Source organism: Pseudoduganella violaceinigra DSM 15887 (assembly GCF_000425385.1).
GTDB classification, from domain to species: Bacteria; Pseudomonadota; Gammaproteobacteria; order Burkholderiales; family Burkholderiaceae_D; genus Rugamonas; species Rugamonas violaceinigra.
The window spans coordinates 222,607-240,526 of the sequence record NZ_KE384361.1 but is presented as its reverse complement, the minus strand read 5'-3'; the positions used below and the strand labels follow the sequence as shown (position 1 = coordinate 240,526).

Here is a 17,920-nt window from a genome sequence, read left to right as displayed (position 1 = left end):
CATGGCCGCGCTCGAGTCGGCCTTGCAGGCCTGGCGCCTGCTGCTCGGTCCCGCCCGCGTACTTACCGCGGCTGCCGACCTGGCACCGTATATGGCCAGCACCTCTGCCAATCCCGTGGCGGCATTGGCGGTGCTGCGCCCGCTGACGCACGGCGAAGTGGTGGCGGTGGTGCGCAGCGCCGGAGAATTTGACATCCCTCTGTATCCCTTGAGTACGGGGCGCAACTGGGGCTACGGCGATGCCTGTCCCAGCGGCGAAGGCCAGGTCATTGTCGACCTGGGCGGGATGAACCGCATCCTGGCAAGCGATGCCGACCTCGCTTATGCCGTGATTGAACCTGGGGTCACCCAGGCGCAGCTGGCGGCCTACCTGGCCGAGCAACATTTGCCGCTCTGGATGGACTGCACCGGGGCTGGTCCCGATACTAGCCTGCTGGGCAACATCCTCGAACGCGGCTTCGGCCATACGCCGTACGGCAACCGTATGCTGCACATCGCCGGCATGCGCATCGTACTGGCCAGCGGCGAGACGCTGGAAACGGGGTTCGGCCATTTTCCGCATGCCAGCGCCAGCTATCTCTACCCCTATGGCGTAGGCCCCTGGCTGGACGGCTTGTTCACGCAGTCGAATTTCGGGATTGTCACCAGCCTCGGCCTGTGGCTGATGCCGCAGTCGCAGACGGTCAGCCACCTGGTCGCCAGCGTGGCCAGCCAGGACGGCATTGCCGCCGTGGTTGACGCCTTGCGGCCGCTGCGCTTGGACGGCACGCTGCGCAGCATCGTCCATATCGGCAACGACCTCAGGGTGTTGTCGGGCGGTATGGTGTTTCCGGCCGCACAGGTGCCGCAAGGCCCGCCGTTACCAGCGGCGCTGCGCACGCGCCTGTGCGCCAAGGCCGGGATCGGCGCCTGGACCGTGTCGGCTGCGCTGTACGGCAGGCCGGCCCAGGTCGCCGATGCGCGGCGGGCGCTGCGCGGCGCCATCGGCAAACAGGCGCGCCTGCGTTTCATCGACGACCGCGCCCTGGCGCTCGGTGCGGGAGCGGCGCGCCTGCTGCACCTGGCCGGGCTGGGCGGCAGGCTGGCGGCCCAGGTGGAGCTCGGGCGCTCCCTGTTGAACATGAACCGCGGCACGCCGGACGGACGCTTCCTGGCGGGCGCCTACTGGCGCCGGCGCGGCGGCTTGCCGCCCGGCTTTCCGCGCGACGCCAACCCGGCGCGCGACGGCTGCGGCATGATGTGGCTTGCCCCCGTCCTGCCCATGCGGGGGCGTGAGCTGATGCGCGTCCACGCGCTGGCGGAAGCGGTCTTTGCCCGCCACGGTTTCGACTTGTTCGAAACCTTCAGCATGATCAACGAACGCACCCTGGGCGGGATATTGACGGTCTGTTTCGACCGGGAAGACGCGTCGGAAACCGCACGCGCCAGGCAATGCTACGACGCGGCCTTCGAGCGCCTGCTGGCGGAAGGCTATATTCCCTATCGCGTCGGGCCGCAGTCCATGGCCGCGCTGGACAACGGCTACGACAGCTATTGGACGACCGTGGCGCGCATCAAGGCCGCGCTCGATCCGCAGCAGATCCTGGCGCCGGGCCGTTATCAGACCCGCTGACGGCGCCTTCGCACCAGCACCATCGCGCCGGCGCCCAGCGCCAGCAGCGAGGAGGATGCCGGCAGCGGCAGCGCGACTTGGGCGACCACCGGATCGGACAGGCGCGTGCTCCAGCCGTTCTGGCCGATCGCAGACAGGGCAAGGATGGACGTCATGGTGCTCGTGCCGTAAAAATCGGCGCCGGACTGCTGCATGCCGCTGGCGAAGTAGCGGCAGGCGGGACCGCCGGCGCAGCGCGCCAGGTAGCTGCCGAATCCGGAGGAGGGCGAGGTGACCCCGCTCAACTGCTGGAACAAGGTGGCCGGCGCGCCGCCGGGCGCGGACGGCGCCAGGCCGGGCACGAACTCCCAGCGCATCAGCAAGGTGCCGTCGGTGATGCCGCCCAGGTGGTTGAAGCCTTGCCGTTGCGAGGCCTTGATGCCGCCCAGGCCAAAACCGGGATTGGTGCCCCCGGTCAGCTTGTCGAGGTAAAAGTCGAGATGGATCTTGCCGTCGCAGCCGAAGGCGGCATGCGTGCAGCCGGCGCCGTACACCTGGTGGGCAGGCGAGCCGGGCACTGGCAGGACCGCGCTATCGGCGGCGCCGTACATCATGAAGGAAATGTTCTGGTTGTCCTGGCCGGTATGCCAGAGCTGGTTGGCAGGATTGCCGAGCTCATGGATGCTGGTCATATACCCGGCGCCGAAACTGGCCTCGCGCGTACCGGGGCCGCCGCTGCTGTCGCCGCTGCGCGCGAGGTAGCCGCTGAATTTGATTTCAACGGCGCCTGGCGTGTGCAGCACGAAAGGTGCGAGGGCAGTGGCGGCGGCAGGACCGGCGATGGCCAGGGCCGATAGCCCGGCGCCCTTGCAGAGTTTGCTTATGGACATGGTGTGCTCCCTGTGATGGATATGCTCCATGCAGCAAGGAATGCGCCAGCGCTTTCGCCATAGGGCACTCAGCCATGGCGTAAAGCGTTCCGACACGCTACAGCTTGGCCAATAGTCCCTCCACTTCCGCGCGGCGCGGAAAATCCTGGATCGCCAGCAACTGCTGGCATTGCCCACGCGCGGCGCGCTTGTCGCCGCTGCGGAACAATGCATAGGCATAATGCAGGCGGATCTCGGGCGAGGAAGGGGCGCTATCCAGGGCTTTCTTGAACAACGGCAGGGCGCGCGCCGGCTTGCCCGTTTCCGCCAGTATCCAGGCCAGCGTGTCGGCCACGGCCGGATTGCCGGGCGCCAGCCGGTAAGCACGCTCGGCCGGCCGCGCGGCCTCGCCATCGTTCATTTGCAGGAGCGCCCATGCCAGGTCATTCAGGGCCACGACATTATCCGGGTCGCGTTGCAAGATCAGGTCGTATTCGCGGCGGGCCGCAGAAAACTCCAGGCGCTGCAGCAAATGGCTGGCGTGATACAGCCTGGTTGGCTGATCGTCCGCATGCTGTTCCAGCCACGCCTGCATCTGCTGCTCGGCCGCGGTCAACTTGCCGGCGGCGTGCAGGGCGCGATGCAAGGCGATCAGCATCGGGCCACTTGGCTGGAGCTTGAAGCCACGCTCGTATTGCTGCGCTGCCTCGCCCGCCTTGCCCTGTTCCATCAGTGCATCCCCCTCCAGCTTGAAGCCGATCGCAGCGGCGGGCGTCCTTTGCTGGACCGATTGTGCCAGCTTGTGGGCATCGCCGTATGCGCCGCTATCGATCATCAGGGCGCTGGCCAGCAGCAAAGCATCCTCGCGCGCGGGGTCGATCGCAATGGCCCGGCGCGCGGACGCCAGCGCATCGGCATTTTTCCCTAATGTCAGGTGGGTACGGGCGATGCGTAGCTGCACGTCGGCGATGGACGGGCGCAGGATGGCCAACTTCTGCAGGCTGTCCAGCGCTTCCGCAGGTTTCCCGGCCGCCGATGCGGACTGGGCCAGCATGTCCAAGATGGCAGGATCGTCCGGCTGCAGGGCCCGCAGACGCTGCGCCAGCGGCAATGCCTTGCCCGCCTGCCCACTCGCCAGATACAGAGCGGCCAGGCTTTGCGCGGGTGCCGCTGCATCGGGAGCCTGTGCTATGGCGCGTTCCAGCCATTCAATCGCTGCCGGCAATTTGCCTTGGCGCGTTTCCAGCCTGGACAGTGCCATCATCAGCGGCACACTCGTACGATTGCGCGCCAGGGCGGACTGGTAGCGCTGGCGCGCCTGCGGCGCCTTCTTTTCCATCAAGTCCAGCTCGGCCAGATTATCGAGTGCCGGCAAATGGTCCGGGTCGAGTTCCAGCGCCCGTGAGAACGCGTTGCGGGCACCTGCCAGGTCGCCGCTCGCCAGCAGCACCCCGCCTTTCAGGTTCTGCACCGCCGGGTTATCACCTTGCGCTTCCATTTTATGGACCTGTTCCATGGCCCGGCTGAAATTCCGGCTGCGCAGTTGCGCCATGACCAGCAGGGCGCCCGCCCGCGAGGCGGCTGCGCCTTGCTGGCGGGCAGCCAGTTCCAGCGCTTCGATCGCGCGAGCGTCCTGGCCCTGGCTGAGCAGGCTCAAACCATTGGATGCCAGCAGGTCGACCGATTCGGGCGCCAGTTTGCTGGCCTGCCCGAACCAGCGTGCCGCCAGGTCGTGTTTGCCGGTCCGCATGGCGGCTTCGCCTGCGAGCGCCAATAACTCGATGTCCCGGACCTCGCCGACAAGCAAGGGCTCGAGCAGGTCCAGCGCTGCGCGTGCCTTGCCTTCCTTGAGGTCGCACATCGCCTGCAGGCGCAGTGCATACGGCTCATTGGGCCGGCTCTCTCGGTAGCGCTGCAAGTGGACGCGGGCCTCGCCCGTGGCGCCGGTGGCAATTTCCGCCGTCGCTGCCAGCAGCATGCTGGGTAAATGGTCGGGGGCGGCATGCAGCACCGCTTGCGCCTTTTCCAGCGCCGCCTTGTGCCGGCCTTCCGCGAAATCCAGCAAACCTTGGGCATACGCAAGGACCAGGCTGGCGGGCTGCACTTTGCGCCCAGCCTCGAGCTGCTGGCGCGCCAATGCCGGCTTACCGTCCTGCAAATAAGTGGCCGCCATATCGGCGTAAGCCTGTACGTTATTCTTGTCCACCTGCAAGATGGCGCGGTAGCTTGCCAGCGCTTCCGCCAGCTCGCCGCGGCTGCGCAGCAGGTCGCCTTTGGCGCGCAATGCCTCCGGATTGCGCGGTTCGGCGGCGATGGCTCGCTCGACCGCCAGGGCGCTGGCGGCAGGGTCGTTCTGCAGCAAAGCCAGGCGAGCCCGGCCCAGGTGTGCTGCGACCAGTCTGCTGTCGCCTTGCAGGGCCAGTCCGTACAGCTGGGACGCTTCTTCCGCCTTGCCCAGGCCCAGTTGCGCGTCGCCGCGCCAGGCCAGCACGACGGGCGTGCGGGCTTCGCCGCGCAGTTCGTCCAGTACGCCCTGGTAAGCGGCCTGGGCGAGCAGGGCTCTTACCAGGAGGGGGAGGATTTCCTGTCTCGATTGGCCAAGGGCCAAGGCGCGCCGCAATTCCTTTTCCGCCGTTACCGCGTCGCCTTGCGCAAGGTGCAGTTCTCCCAGCAAACGGCGCGCGGACGCGTGCCCAGGATCGTGCTGCAGAAGGATTTTCAGGTGGATCACCGCCGCCCGGTCCTCGCCGCGCGCGTGGGCCTCGCGTGCATCCTTCAGCACATCGTCGACGGGCTTCATGCGCTGACAAGCGAGCAGGGCGGCCAGCGTTAATCCGGCCGCGACCGTAATAATTCGAGACATGGCAAACTCCCTGGGCTGGTGGAGTTACCAGCGTAGGGAGCTCGAGGGAAGTACTTGTTGATCGCGCTCAATAAAGCTGCGATCGGGAGGAGGATTACTTGGTTTGACGCTGGCTTGCCAGTTGCACATACATGGGCATGTCGCGCTCGCTGTCGCCCCGGCTAACGGTGGTGCCGGAGCGCGCGTGGTTGGCCAGGTAGTTGGCCGACACGGTATCGCCGGCGAGCGCCGCTTTTTCCAGCAGGCGCACCGCTTCGTTGTGCTTTGCAGCATCCAGAATGTAGAGCAGCCCCAGTTCGCGGGCGGCGACCGGGGAGCCTTGCTCTTCCCATTCGCGCAGGCGGCGTTCCGCTGCGGCGCCGCCGTGTTCGGCAAGCTTGCGGGCGACGGCTTCAACGACGGGGGCAGGCGGCTGGACCTCTTCCTTGACTTGGCAGGCGATCAGCATACCGACCATGACGAGGGTAGACGTCACAATTACACCCGCCTTGTTGAAAATATCCATATGCCCCAGTGATTCCCGAAAGGGTAGTATTGTACCAATTTGTTGCCCGACGTCAATATCGAGCACCTGCATCATTCTATGAAACGCTGGTCAAGCCCGGCGCGCGAGTCGCCTTGTTTTCCTGCCAAACGTACGAGTGTTGCATGATACCATGGCGATGTTGCGCCGCATCAACTGGTGGGGTAACAGATGTAACCATTCGTTAGCGGGCCACGGCGCGCCCGCTATGCTGGTCGAGCCATGCTCCGGCATGGTCGTGGACCAGTTTCAGCTCTCCTTCCACTGCCGTAAACAAGCGTGGAATCTCAACAATACGGCCCTCCTGCAGCGCCAGTTCGAGCGCCAGGGAGGCGGCGACGAAGCGTTTCGCCCCCAGGTTGCCGATCGAGCCGCGCAGAGTATGCAGGATGCGGCGCGCCTCCATGAATTTCGCGTCCCGGATCGCTTCCCCCGCCATGTTCAGCGGTTCGACCCCCGGGCCGATGCCATCGCGGACGATCTTTACGACCGTCTTCATGGCCTTGGCGTCATGCCCCATATAGTCAAGCAATTTGTCGACACAGAAAATCGCCTCGTCGGGCGCGCTTGCGTAACTCATAAAGCGGGTCTCCTTTATGCGCGGAACGTCCAATAGCGTCCCGTCGTCCCGTCGACCGCCTGCAAGCCGAAGCGTTCGGCAGCCCGGGTATGTTTTTGCATGAGGTAATACAGATCGCTCAGGGCCGAACGCTGCTCGGCAAAATAGGCATGGTGGATGAATCCCGTATCCATGCCGCTGGCGTCAATGGTTTCGACACCTTGCGCCACCACCAGGCCAGGACCGCTTTCGCCGGCGCGCGCATAGCCATGGACGGCCTTCGAGGCGTGCAGGGCGAGGTCTTCCGAGGATGCATACAGGGTCAACGGACTAGGCACGGGCGCCAGGGCCGGCAGCAATTGCTGGCGGAAGACGTCGGCATCGATATCCGGCGCCGCCAGGATCACTTCGCGGATCCGGCTGGCCAGCTCGGGCCGGGCGGCGATGACGCTGGCCGTTGCCTTGGCCATGGCACGGCTTCCCATGCTGTGCGCCAGCAGGTAAACCTGCTCGGCTTCGCACTGCAGCAGGAAGTCGGCCAGGAAGGCGGACAAGTCGGCCTGGGTCCACTCCACATTGGCTTCATCCAAGATATAGCCTGAAAGCTTGCCTTGCGAGGGCCAGCTGTAAAAAATCGGGGCGCCTCGAAAACCGAGATCGTAAGCCAGCTGGCCGGTGCGCCTTGCGGCATCCTCGAAGGTGGTGCGGTAGCCGTGGATGAAGAGCAGAGCGGCGCGGCTGCCGCTGGCGGCGATGGCCTGGCGCAGTTCCGCCATATAGCTTTCGCGCTCGGCCAAATCGGCCGAAAGCAACACCACATGCTGCTCCGGATCCTGGCGGAATTCCATCCGCAGCAGGGAAGGCGATTCCAGTTCGCCCATGCGGTGGTCGCGCGGAATGCTCACTTCGCAACTGCCATAGCGCAATTGCCCGCGGGCGGCACCGAACAGCCGCGCCGGATGGCGGTCGCCGCTCAGTTCGCGGTCGGTGGCGAAGAAGACTTTCATGACAGCATGATTAGGCGCGCCATCCAGACTGGCCGTCGCCGGCGTGCGCGCATTGCGGCGCCGTTCGACCTCATCGATCAGGTTGCGCGCGGCGGCGCGCAGGTAGCGGTCGCCGGCCAGGCCGGCCGATGCCAGGGCGTCGCTCAGGGCAAACTGGCGCGAACGCGAGCCGGGATCTTCTTCCACATCGGCAATGGCGTCGGCGACAGACGACGACTGCGCCGACAAGCGGGACTTCAGCATTTGATAGGCGGCACTGACGCCGCCTTCGCCGGCACCTGCCGTCACTGCTGTCGTAATGACGTCCATGCTGTCTCCTGGCTAATTAGTGCATATCTGACCACACACACAACGCCAAGTCCAGCACCGCGTGCATCTAGTGTTCGGGGGCCAGTTCCAGCCGGTTGATGCGGGCAGCCTTGTTGAAATCGATAGCGATGCGCAAGGCCTGCGGCTGGCATTTCGCACGGTACACGTACAAACGGTCTTCGCCATACACATTGCGCGACAGCAGTTCCAGCGCGACGGGGCGTGCGCAGCCCTTCAACGTGGCCGCCAGACCCGGTGCCGCCAGGTAGCTTGCTCCCCGTTCCGTGAAGCGCTCCGACGCGGCCTTGCCGTCCGCCACGCCCTCCAGAACTTCGGCGACCTGGGCCGTTACGTCGGGTTCCGTATCCGGAATCGCCTGTGCCGGGGCGAGGCAAAGCAAGCCCGAAAAAAATAACAAAATGTTCAATTTCACTGAGGACTCCTTCTAACGTTGCGCGTACGGTCTTGACTATGCAATTTTGCATTTTTCGTCAAGATTCACTTTAAATCAACGATCTTTTAGTAGTTATACTCGTCCATCACGCTGTTGAGTACGAAGCCCGGCGGGGCTTGATGTTTCATCCAAAAATACACCTATATAACCGCTTCAGGAGAGACTTACAACATGCGCTACACCACCCGCACCACTCTCGCTTCGATGATCATGCTGGCCTGCGCAAGCATGGCACAAGCCGGTGAAAAAACTGTAGAAAACCTGACTGTATTCACCAATACCAAGGCGGTATCCGCTGAAGCGGTATTGAAGGCCAACGCTGCGCGCTTCGGCCTGCCTGCCAACCTGAACAACCTGGCGCTGGTATCGGTCAAGGAATCGCTAACTGGCAAGCACTATTACTACCAACAAATGCTGCGCGGCCTGCCAGTTGACCGTGCCTTGATCGTTGTGTCGATCGGCAAGAACGGCGAGCTGCAAAAGATTTTCAATGAAACCCGCCACATCTCGGCCAAAGTCGATGCAGACGCTGTGAACCAAATGTACAACAAAGCCCAGATCAGCGAAGACGAGGCGCTGGACAAAGGCTGGAAGAACATGAAGGTGCAGCACCACCTGGTCACCGTGCCGTCCACTAACCTGGTGTGGGTGCCGACCAAGGATGGCGTGCAACTGGCGCGCAAAGTCAATATCGAAGCAGAAATGCCAACCGGCGGCTTCGTGCAGTACCTGAACGCCCACGACGGCAAGCTGATCGATTCTTACACCACGTCGCTGCCACGCACCAACAAGGGCGGCGAGCGTTCGATCGAAGCGCGCCAGTCGGCTCCGGGCCAGATGCTCGATATGCACGCCGCGATCCAGGCCGCCAAGCAGGCCGGCAAGACCAATTCCAATGTGACCTCGCTGAAGGCCGCCGCCGCTCCTGCCGCGAGCCTGGCGCCTTCCGGCATCAACGGCAGCGGCTATGCCTTCGATCCTGATCCACGCACCACGCTGAACACCGATGCGCTGACCGATACCTCGCCTGACGCGGCCTTCGACGCGGCCTACTCGACCAAGACCCTGCGCGACCTGACCGTGACCGCCGGCGTGTACAAGCTGACCGGCCCTTACGTCAACATCAAGGACATCGAAGCGCCGAACACCGCCCCAAGCACCACCACCAACGGCGTGTGGACTGCCAAGCGCGGCAACGATGCCTTCGACGATACCAACGTCTACTTCCACATCGACCAGAGCCAGCGCTATATGCAATCGCTGGGCTTTACCGGCACCAAGGGCATCATCGAGCGTCCGCTGGATGTCGACACCAACGGTGTGAACGGCGACGACAACTCGCACTACAGCGGCGGCTCGTCCGACTACCTGGCGTTCGGCCACGGCTGCGTCAATGACAGTGAAGACGCGGATGTGATCCTGCACGAGTACGGTCACGGCATCCAGGCCAACATCAACTCCGGCTGGTCCGGCGGCGACACTGGCGCCATGGGCGAAGGCTTCGGCGACTACTGGGCAGCGTCCTATTCGTATAGCACCCCGAACGGCAAGATCTACCACCCTGAGTGGGCCTTCAGCTGGGACGGCCACGGCGCGTGCTGGGGCGGCCGTATGATGAACCGCACTGACGCCAAATACAACAGCGCCAAGACCTATAGCGCGCACAGCTCGGTGACCGAGAATGGCGTGACGTTCCAGTCGGACGAGCTGTGGTCCTCGCCGCTGTACGCTTCGATGGTGTCCCTGATCGCCGCCGGCAAGCCGCGCGCCAACATCGACAAGATCATCCTGGAAGCGCACTTCGGCCTGGGTTCGAATATCAAGATGCCTGCGATGGCAACTGCGATCGTGAACGCGGCGAAAACCCTGTTCCCATCGGACCTGACTTACGCCAACACCTTCCAGGCCAAGTTCGAAGCGCAGAACATCCTGTCGGCCGGCTGCACCCCGGTGAGCAAGTCTGAAACGGAAAGCAACAACACCATTGCCACCGCCAACCCGGTGACCCAGTCGTGCACCACGGTCAACGCGAATATTGGCAGCAATACCGATGTGGACTACTTCGCGATCACGGTCCCGGCTGGCAAGACCCTGACGGCGACCATGACGCCGAATGCCACGTCGGACTACGACCTGAAGCTGTACAACAGCGCCGGCACCGAACTGGGCTCGAGCGTGAAAGGCACTGGCCAGGCTGACACCGTATCGCGCGCCAACACCGGCGCAGCTGCTGTGACGTGGTACGCCAAGGTGTACTACTACGGTGGTGGTACCGGTGCAAGCAACGGCACCTACACCTTGAAAGCCTCCTGGTAAGTAAAGAGCGCAGCATGCGCTATCGACCGCCTGGCCCGTAAGGTCAGGCGGTTTTTTTTCGCCTGAATTCGCTTACAATGGTTTCGCCGAGTCCGCAAAGAGACCACCATGGAAAATGACCTGGGCAAGTTCATCCTTGAGGAAGCTCCCGGCGGCATCATTGCCACCGACGCTGACGATACCGTGATTTTCTGGACCAAGGGCGCCACGGAGATCTACGGCTATAGCGCGGAAGAGACGCTAGGATGCAAGCTCGCCGATCTGATTGGCATACCGGACCATCCGTTCAAACGCGAATTCGGCGCCGATTTCGAATACCTGCGCCGCTGCAAGGATGGCCAGGCCGTCTATGTCGGCGCGGCCTGTAAGGCGGTGTTGACGGACCAGGGCGAAATCGAATACGTCATCCACAGCCAGAACGACATCACGGACGCCAAGGCCTTGCGCGATGCGCGCCAAGTCGAGTCCCGTTACCGCGGCCTGCTCGAGTCCATGCCGGACGCCATCGTCATGGCGAACTCCACGGGACGCATCGTGCTGGTCAACAGCCAGGCCGAGCGGCTGTTCGGCTTCGCACCGCGCGAGCTCCTGGGCAGACCCGTTGAGGTTTTGCTGCCGAACCGTTTCCGTGGCGGCCACGCGTCGCACCGCGCCCAGTATTTCGTGCAGCCGCGCACCCGCACCATGGGCGCCGGTCTGGAACTGTACGGGCTGCGCAAGGATGGACTGGAATTCCCGGTCGAAATCAGCCTCAGCATGATCCAGATGGAAGAAGGCGCGATCGTGATGAGCGCCATCCGCGATATCGGCGACCGCAAGAAAGCGGAGCAGAAATTCCGCGGCTTGCTCGAATCGGCGCCCGATCCGATGGTGATCGTCAATGCGCGCGGCGAGATCGTGCTGGTCAATTCCCAGACCGAGCAGTTATTTGGCTACCAGCGCCAGGAATTGCTGGGCAAGCCGATCGAGATCCTGATACCGGCGCGCTTCGCCGGGCGCCATCCTGCGGCGCGCAACAGCTTCTTCGACAAGGCGCAGCCACGCGCCATGGGCGCCGGTACCGAACTGTATGCCATGCGGCGCGATGGTTCCGAATTCCCGGTGGAGATCAGCCTGAGTCCCTTGAGGACGGAAGATGAACTGCTTGTTTCAAGCGCGATCCGCGATATCAGCGGGCGTCGCCAGATCGAGCGCAAGCTGCTGGAACAGAAGCTGGAGCTGGAACAGGCAAGCAAAGCCAAGGACCGCTTCCTGGCCAGCATGTCGCATGAGCTGCGCACGCCGTTGAACGCCATCCTCGGCTTTGGCCAATTGCTGCACAACGAAAAATTGCCCTTGAGCCAGCAGCAGCGCTATGCCTTCGCGGGCAATATCGTGCAGGCGGGGCAGCACCTGCTGCATCTGATCAATGAGACGCTGGACCTGGCCAAGATCGAGGTCGGCGCCGTCACGCTGTCGCTGGAGCCGGTGGCACTCGACGAGCTGCTGCATGAAGCGCGCAAGATGATCGAGGCGATGGCCGACGCGCGCCAGGTGACGGTCTATTTGTCGGAACCGCGCGGCTTATGCGTCAAGGCGGACCGCATCCGCTTGCGCCAGATCGTGCTGAACCTGCTCACCAACGCGGTCAAATACAATAGCAAGGGCGGGCACGTATGGGTCGCCATGGACCGGAATGCACTTGGCCGCACCTGGCTGGCGGTCAAGGACGATGGCCCAGGGCTGAGCGAGGAACAACTGGCGGGCTTGTTCCAGCCATTCAACCGACTGGGGCAGGAAGGCGGATCGGAGGAAGGCAGCGGAATCGGGCTTGTGCTCAGCAAACGTCTGGCTGAGCTGATGAACGCGACCATTGGAGTCAGCAGTACCATGGGGAAGGGCTGCACCTTCACGGTCGAGATGGAATCGGCCGAACTGCCGTCGGCGTTGATACAAGCGCCGCATCACGGAGCATCACTGGCTGCGCCCCAGGACCGCCACGGCAAGCCTTTGCTGCTTTACGTGGAGGACAATCCCGCCAACCTGAAGCTGGTGCAGGAAATCGTGAAACTTCACCTTGACCTGGAATTGCTCTCCGCCACGGATGGCAATGCCGGCGTCGCCATGGCGCGCGAACACCTGCCCGACGTGATCCTCATGGATATGAACCTGCCGGGCATCAGCGGCCGCGAAGCCCAGCGGCGCTTACGCCAGGATCCAGCGACTTGTGAAATTCCCATCATTGCCTTATCGGCAAATGCAATGCCGCTCGATGTGCAGGCGGCGTTGGAGGCCGGCTTTTTCCGCTACCTCACCAAACCCTTGGATATCGGGGATTTCCTGGAGGTGGTAGGGGAAGCGCTGGAACAGTCGCACTAGAAAGTTTCACGTGTAACGAGGTCTGGAGTGAAAATCAATATTGCTGCTTTGCTAGCATTGGGCATGCTGACGGGAGAACCAGCTGTGCTGGAAGTGAAATTTGCGATCCGCGAGGCTGGCGGACATCCGATCTTGCAGATTGCCTTGGCCAACCATTCTGGCCGTATGGTGAAGGCCTTGCGGGCGCTGGCGACCGAAGAGGAAATGTACGGCAAGCTGTTTGAGCTGCGCGATGCGGAAAGCGGCGAGGCCCTGCAGTACCAGGGCATCATGGTCAAGCGCGGGCCGCTGACAGATGAAGATTATCTTCCCATGCGGGCGGGTACCGAGCGCAGTAATGCCATCGATCTCGGCCTCGCCTATGCCTTCAAGCCGGGCCGCCATGCTTACACCATCAGCTATGCAGGCCACTATCTTCTGGATGGGAAGGAAATGCCGCTCACCGTGGGACCGCTACGCTTCGAGCATACCGGCAGGTGAGCGGCAGTCACAGTGCTTAAGGCAGGGCTGGAGTGTTCTCGCCGAAGTATTCGTGCGAGTCGGCATTGTCGATGGCCTGGGCGGGATTGCTAATTGCCAGGCTGGCGGCGCCGGATTGGCCGTAGACATGGTCGTCCGTGCCGGCCACCACATTGAAGTGGCTCATTTCATGCACCAGGGTGCCGCCTTTGGAGTCGGTACCCGTCATTGGCGCGCTCCAGAAAGCATTGCACACATAGATCTTGTAGGGCTGGGTCGGATAGACGTAAGCATAATAAGACTTCTTGCAGCTGCAATCGACCGTGATCGGCTTGTTGTCGAAAGCATCCTTGATCGCCACAAAGTGGCTCTTGACGGTGGAATAGCGGCTGGAAGAATAGCTGCCGAACCACTTGGTGTAACGCTGGCCGGTCTTGTTCGCGCCCAGGTAGCCGTTGGCGTCGTTCGACATGTTCTGAGCGGCCGATTTGGCGCTCGTGATGGTCGATTGCTGCGACGCGGTGCATTTGCTGAAGGAGAGACTGCCTGCCAGACCCACGGGATCGGCTGGCGCCTTGGCAATCGCGCCGCGCGGCAGGGTGCCTTCGATCGAAACGCTCAGTGCATCCGACTGCAGGCTGTCCGGCTGCTTCTTGTCGAAGGCGCGACCGGAAGGATCGGCGTTGCTGAACAGTTTGGCGGACTTGGTGCTGTAACGGATGGTGTAGTCGCCGGAGATGCTCATGTTATACATCTGCGACAGTTCCACCGTGGCCTTGTACGATTTGCCCGGCTGGATCACATAGTAGTCGGCTGCGGTCGGCGCAGGGCGCTTGGCGTGCAGGCCTTCGTACGCCACCTTGGCGCCGTCGCGCGTCACGTCAAACAGGGATTCTTCGATTTCACCAAACGGGGTATGCCATTTTAGGACGTACTGTGGAACTGCCGAGGTATTGGTCAAGGTGACGTGAACGACCACATCGTCGCTCGCACCGAGCGTGCGTTTGTCCATGCTGATACTGGCCGTCAGGCCGTCGGCCGCGAAGGCGCCCAGGCTGAAAGAAGCTGCAAGCGCAAAGCCGCCAAGGTGTTTCAGATTCATTCCTGTCTCCGTCCGGTTGTGGTTGGGGTAAGCCAATCTTGACGGGGAGCTGCCGGCAGTTCAATCTAAATCGGAAGGCCGCCGGCATTCCAACAACAGTTCCGTTAAGCCCTGAACATAGGGCCTGATTTTTGTCCTGAATTGGACAGCTGTAACAGCTTCAGGCGCCGCTTTCCCGGCGAATGGCCATGAGAATGCCGCAGCCAAGTCCCAGCGTCACCAGGGCCGTGAAATGCGGTCGAGCGCTCGGCGATGACGTCCGCCCTTAGTGCTCGCGCACGTAGTTTCCAGGGGCGGCGCAAAGCCAGGGGTAGTCGGTGTGAGCTTCCAGTCCCGGGGAGCGCATCGGACCGCAGCGCGCGTGCAGCCATTCGGTCCAGTCCTGCCACCAGGAACCGCGTGTGGCTGGCAGGTCCGCCTGCCAGTCCTTGGGATCGCGTCCGGCCAGCAGCGGCGCCGACCGAAATTCCTGTTTGGCGCTCCCGCCCGGCGGGTTGATGATGCCCAGGATGTGTCCCGAAGCCGTGAGCACGAAGTGCACCGGGGCGCCCACGAGCGCCGCGCTGCGGTAAGTGCTGCGCCATGGGGTGATATGGTCGGCGACTGCGGCCACAGCGTACAAGGGCTGGCGGATGCGGCCAAGGTCGATTTTCTGCCCCCGGATTTCCAGCTGGTCGGCTTGCGCCAATTTGTTGCCCATATAGAGTTCGCGCAGGCAGAACGCTTGGGTGGCGTGCGGCTGGCGCGTGCCGTCGGAGTTCCAGGCCAGTGGCGCCAGGGCCGGCGCCGGCTCCCCAAGCAGGTATTTGTGCACGACATAACGCCAGATTTGCGTATTTGGGCGCAGCATGCGGAAGCTCCAGCCGATCTGATGTGAGTCGAGGAAGCCTTGGCGCGCCATCAGCCCGTCGAGCAAGGCGACGCTGTCGTCGTCGATGAAGCTGGCGATATCGCCCGGTTTGGCGAAGTCGGTCAAAGTGGCAAGCAGGGTCCAATGTGCGACGGGGATGTCGCGCTCTTCTTTGTAACGCCGGTTAAGCCAGGCCATGAGGGCCGACAGTGCGGTGCCGCCGATGCAGTAGCCAACGGCATGCACCTGCGGCGCGGCGGCGATCGCGCGGGCCGCTTCAATCGCGGCGAGGATGCCGTCAAACAGGTGGTCCTCGAAGGTCACACCCGCCATGCCCGCACCCGGATTTTTCCAGCTGATGACAAAGACGTCGAAGCCCTGTTCCACCAAGTACTTCACCATGCTTTGCTGCGCTGTGAGGTCGAGGATGTAGTACTTGTTGATCCAGGGCGGCACCAGCACCAGCGGCATGGCGTGCACTTCGGCACACACGGGTGTGTACTGGATCAATTCCATCAATGCATTGCGCATGACGACGCGGCCGGGCGTGGCGGCGAGGTCGCGGCCAAGTTCGAACTGCGCCGGGTCAACCATACGCAGCTCGCCGGCCCACAAGTCGCGCAGCCATTCTTCAAAGCCCTGGCGCAAGCTTGCACCGCCGCTGTCGAAGGCGCGCCGCAGGACAACGGGATTGGTCCAGGGGAAATTGCTGGGCGCCAGGGCGTTGCACCAATGGCGCAGCCAGAAGGCGGCGCTGCGGGCTTCGCGCTCGTCCACGCCTGGGGTGTCGTAAATCTGCCGCTCAAGGGTGCGGGTGATGCCGAGGTATTGCTGCATCAGGCCATGGAAGAACGGGTTGGCGCGCCAGGCATCGTCGGTGAAGCGGTCATCGCCTTCGGCCGCTTCCGCCATCGGCGCCGGCATGGCGGTGGCCCAGGTGACCGTGGCAAGTTCCTGCCACGCCCGAAGTATTTCCATCGGGTGTGCCAGCCAGGCTGCGGCGACAGGGGCGAAAGGATTCGGCATGCAGGCCAGTATAGTCCTAATGCGCCATCAGCACCGGCAAGGTCATGCTCTCCAGGACCGTGCGGGTTGCGCCGCCGAGCATGATCTCGCGGAAGCGGCTATGGCCGTAGCAGCCCATGACAAGCAGGTCGGCATCGACGTCCGCCGCAAAGGAAAGCAGGGCGGAGCCTATGTCGATCTCCGTCACCTGCGACGCCACCTCCACCTTGATGCCGTGGCGCGCGAGATACAGGGCCATGTCGGCGCCCGGTTCGCTGCCGTGCGCGTCGGCTTGGCGGCCGGCATTGAAGACCGCCAAGGTCACCTTTGCCGCCTCCCGCAACAGGGGAATCGCGGCAGTGATTGCGCGGGTGGCCTCCATGCTGCCGTCCCAGGCCACCAGGATGCGCCGGAAAGGCGCCTCGAAATGACCGGCATATGGCAGCACCAGGACTGGGCGGGCGCTGTTCATCGCCACAAATTCCGGCGTTTCTTCTTCGAGCGGCGCGATCGGTTCGCCGGGATTCGCCTGGCCCAGGACGACCAGGTCGGCATAGCGCGACTGCAATACCAGGCCGTCGGCGGCGCGGTCGTCCAGCAGCCTGGCTTCGTAGGAGGGCAGGTCCAGCATCGCGCATTGCGACTCGAAGCGCCGCAAGCTGGCACGCGCGCTTTCCCGCGCTTCGTCAATGCATTGGGCTGCGATGCCAACGCCCATTGCAGTGGCATGGTCGGCATACAGGAAGCGGGAAATGCCGCTCATGGCCGCACCGACCAGGCGGCCCTTGGACATCCGCACAATCTGCGCCGCCAGCCGTACGCGGCGCTCCGTGCCGGCAGAAACGCTAACATGCACCACAACAGTCTTGAATCCCATCACAGCCTCCAATGCTGGTCGTATGGGAAAAAGTCTAGGCTCCCGGGTCAATAAACGGCATGATCTGGGTCAATTCAATTCCAATAGAGGGAGGTCGTATGAGTAGATTGCGCGTCGCGTGTTTCGCCATCAGTGTGGATGGATTCGGTGCGGGCCCGAACCAGGGGCTCGAACATCCGTTGGGCGTTGGCGGAGAGAAGCTGCACAACTGGATGTTCCCGACCCAGGCTTTCCAAGCCATGCACGGATCGGGGCAGGGCACCACAGGAATGGATAACGACTACGCCCAACGCGGTATGGAGAATATTGGCGCATGGATCCTTGGCCGCAATATGTTTGCGCCCAGCCGGGGCGCCTGGCCGGACGACAACTGGCGCGGCTGGTGGGGACCGAATCCGCCATATCACACGCCGGTCTTCGTCTTGACCCATCATGCGCGCGAGCCTCTGGTCATGGAGGGCGGCACCACCTTCCATTTCGTTACCGGCGGCATTCGGGAAGCGCTTGACCTGGCGCGTGCAGCCGCGAATGGCAAGGATGTCCGGCTGGGGGGCGGCACGGAGACGGTCCGCCAATACCTGGAGGCCGGCCTGGTGGATGAGATGCACCTGGTTCAATCGCCAATCCTGCTTGGATCCGGCGAGCACCTGTTCGCGGGTCTGAACCTGAAGGAGCTGGGCTATTCGGTGTCCGGGCACGAGTCGAGTCCCGCGGCAACCCACCTTTCGATTCGCAAGGATTGACTTTTAGATGCGAATGGTTATCATTTACGGATTCA

14 protein-coding genes are annotated in these 17,920 nt (G+C 63.2%); 5 read left to right on the top strand and 9 right to left on the bottom strand.

Annotation, left to right across the window (positions count from 1 at the left end):
* The first annotated feature begins 1 nt into the window (after nt 1).
* The gene (locus H597_RS0128835; protein ID WP_035375437.1) at nt 2-1,612 is read left to right on the top strand and encodes an FAD-binding oxidoreductase; all 1,611 of its coding nucleotides are present in this window, start codon (nt 2-4) and stop codon (nt 1,610-1,612) included.
* On the opposite strand, the gene H597_RS0128830 is transcribed toward H597_RS0128835, so the two are convergent.
* From H597_RS0128830 to H597_RS0128805, 6 genes are all read right to left on the bottom strand, one after another.
* Entirely contained in the window at nt 1,600-2,481 is an 882-nt protein-coding gene (locus tag H597_RS0128830) for a PEP-CTERM sorting domain-containing protein (protein ID WP_028105171.1), read from the bottom strand. The genes H597_RS0128835 and H597_RS0128830 overlap by 13 nt on opposite strands.
* Before the next feature lie 97 nt (nt 2,482-2,578).
* Nucleotides 2,579-5,323 carry an XrtA/PEP-CTERM system TPR-repeat protein PrsT gene (gene prsT, locus H597_RS32895; protein ID WP_083941344.1) on the bottom strand — a complete coding sequence of 915 codons (2,745 nt, stop codon included), beginning with the start codon at nt 5,321-5,323 and terminating at the stop codon, nt 2,579-2,581.
* Between the two features lie 94 nt (nt 5,324-5,417).
* Nucleotides 5,418-5,798, bottom strand: coding sequence for an SEL1-like repeat protein (locus H597_RS32890; protein ID WP_211232100.1), 381 nt, complete (start codon nt 5,796-5,798; stop codon nt 5,418-5,420).
* Between the two features lie 232 nt (nt 5,799-6,030).
* The gene (locus H597_RS0128815) at nt 6,031-6,426 is read right to left on the bottom strand and encodes an Hpt domain-containing protein (RefSeq protein WP_028105170.1); all 396 of its coding nucleotides are present in this window, start codon (nt 6,424-6,426) and stop codon (nt 6,031-6,033) included.
* Nucleotides 6,427-6,440: 14 nt separating this feature from the next.
* Entirely contained in the window at nt 6,441-7,721 is a 1,281-nt protein-coding gene (locus H597_RS34515; RefSeq protein WP_028105169.1) for an alpha/beta hydrolase, read from the bottom strand.
* Between the two features lie 67 nt (nt 7,722-7,788).
* Nucleotides 7,789-8,154, bottom strand: coding sequence for a hypothetical protein (locus tag H597_RS0128805; protein WP_028105168.1), 366 nt, complete (start codon nt 8,152-8,154; stop codon nt 7,789-7,791).
* A gap of 192 nt (nt 8,155-8,346) precedes the next feature.
* On the opposite strand from H597_RS0128805, the gene H597_RS0128800 reads away from it, so the two are divergent.
* From H597_RS0128800 to H597_RS32880, 3 genes are all read left to right on the top strand, one after another.
* The gene (locus tag H597_RS0128800; RefSeq protein ID WP_028105167.1) at nt 8,347-10,491 is read left to right on the top strand and encodes a hypothetical protein; all 2,145 of its coding nucleotides are present in this window, start codon (nt 8,347-8,349) and stop codon (nt 10,489-10,491) included.
* Between the two features lie 108 nt (nt 10,492-10,599).
* Nucleotides 10,600-12,849, top strand: coding sequence for a PAS domain S-box protein (locus H597_RS32885; protein WP_083941343.1), 2,250 nt, complete (start codon nt 10,600-10,602; stop codon nt 12,847-12,849).
* A 27-nt stretch (nt 12,850-12,876) separates the two neighbouring features.
* Nucleotides 12,877-13,329, top strand: coding sequence for a hypothetical protein (locus H597_RS32880; protein ID WP_154668330.1), 453 nt, complete (start codon nt 12,877-12,879; stop codon nt 13,327-13,329).
* Nucleotides 13,330-13,345: 16 nt separating this feature from the next.
* Here the strand turns inward: H597_RS32880 and H597_RS0128785 are convergent, their stop codons facing one another.
* The 3 genes from H597_RS0128785 to H597_RS0128775 form a co-directional block, all read right to left on the bottom strand.
* Entirely contained in the window at nt 13,346-14,410 is a 1,065-nt protein-coding gene (locus tag H597_RS0128785) for a M35 family metalloendopeptidase (RefSeq protein WP_028105166.1), read from the bottom strand.
* Between the two features lie 265 nt (nt 14,411-14,675).
* A complete protein-coding gene (locus tag H597_RS0128780) occupies nt 14,676-16,286 on the bottom strand; it encodes a PHA/PHB synthase family protein (protein WP_028105165.1) in 1,611 nt (536 codons plus the stop codon).
* A 16-nt stretch (nt 16,287-16,302) separates the two neighbouring features.
* Nucleotides 16,303-17,142 (bottom strand): universal stress protein, encoded by an 840-nt coding sequence (locus H597_RS0128775; protein WP_028105164.1) that lies wholly within the window; start codon nt 17,140-17,142, stop codon nt 16,303-16,305.
* Nucleotides 17,143-17,240: 98 nt separating this feature from the next.
* Here H597_RS0128775 and H597_RS0128770 point away from each other — a divergent pair, with 98 nt between their 5' ends.
* On the top strand, nt 17,241-17,885 hold the full coding sequence (locus tag H597_RS0128770) for a dihydrofolate reductase family protein (RefSeq protein WP_028105163.1): 645 nt from the start codon (nt 17,241-17,243) through the stop codon (nt 17,883-17,885).
* Nucleotides 17,886-17,920: the final 35 nt, after the last annotated feature.

What these genes read in the sequence shown, in the direction of transcription:
- H597_RS0128835 (WP_035375437.1), top strand. Translation starts at nt 2, where the DNA reads ATGGCCGCGCTCGAGTCGGCCTTGCAGGCCTGGCGCCTGCTGCTCGGT.
- H597_RS0128830 (WP_028105171.1), bottom strand. Translation starts at nt 2,481, where the DNA reads ATGTCCATAAGCAAACTCTGCAAGGGCGCCGGGCTATCGGCCCTGGCC.
- prsT (WP_083941344.1), bottom strand. Translation starts at nt 5,323, where the DNA reads ATGTCTCGAATTATTACGGTCGCGGCCGGATTAACGCTGGCCGCCCTG.
- H597_RS0128815 (WP_028105170.1), bottom strand. Translation starts at nt 6,426, where the DNA reads ATGAGTTACGCAAGCGCGCCCGACGAGGCGATTTTCTGTGTCGACAAA.
- H597_RS34515 (WP_028105169.1), bottom strand. Translation starts at nt 7,721, where the DNA reads ATGGACGTCATTACGACAGCAGTGACGGCAGGTGCCGGCGAAGGCGGC.
- H597_RS0128800 (WP_028105167.1), top strand. Translation starts at nt 8,347, where the DNA reads ATGCGCTACACCACCCGCACCACTCTCGCTTCGATGATCATGCTGGCC.
- H597_RS32885 (WP_083941343.1), top strand. Translation starts at nt 10,600, where the DNA reads ATGGAAAATGACCTGGGCAAGTTCATCCTTGAGGAAGCTCCCGGCGGC.
- H597_RS0128785 (WP_028105166.1), bottom strand. Translation starts at nt 14,410, where the DNA reads ATGAATCTGAAACACCTTGGCGGCTTTGCGCTTGCAGCTTCTTTCAGC.
- H597_RS0128780 (WP_028105165.1), bottom strand. Translation starts at nt 16,286, where the DNA reads ATGCCGAATCCTTTCGCCCCTGTCGCCGCAGCCTGGCTGGCACACCCG.
- H597_RS0128775 (WP_028105164.1), bottom strand. Translation starts at nt 17,142, where the DNA reads ATGGGATTCAAGACTGTTGTGGTGCATGTTAGCGTTTCTGCCGGCACG.
- H597_RS0128770 (WP_028105163.1), top strand. Translation starts at nt 17,241, where the DNA reads ATGAGTAGATTGCGCGTCGCGTGTTTCGCCATCAGTGTGGATGGATTC.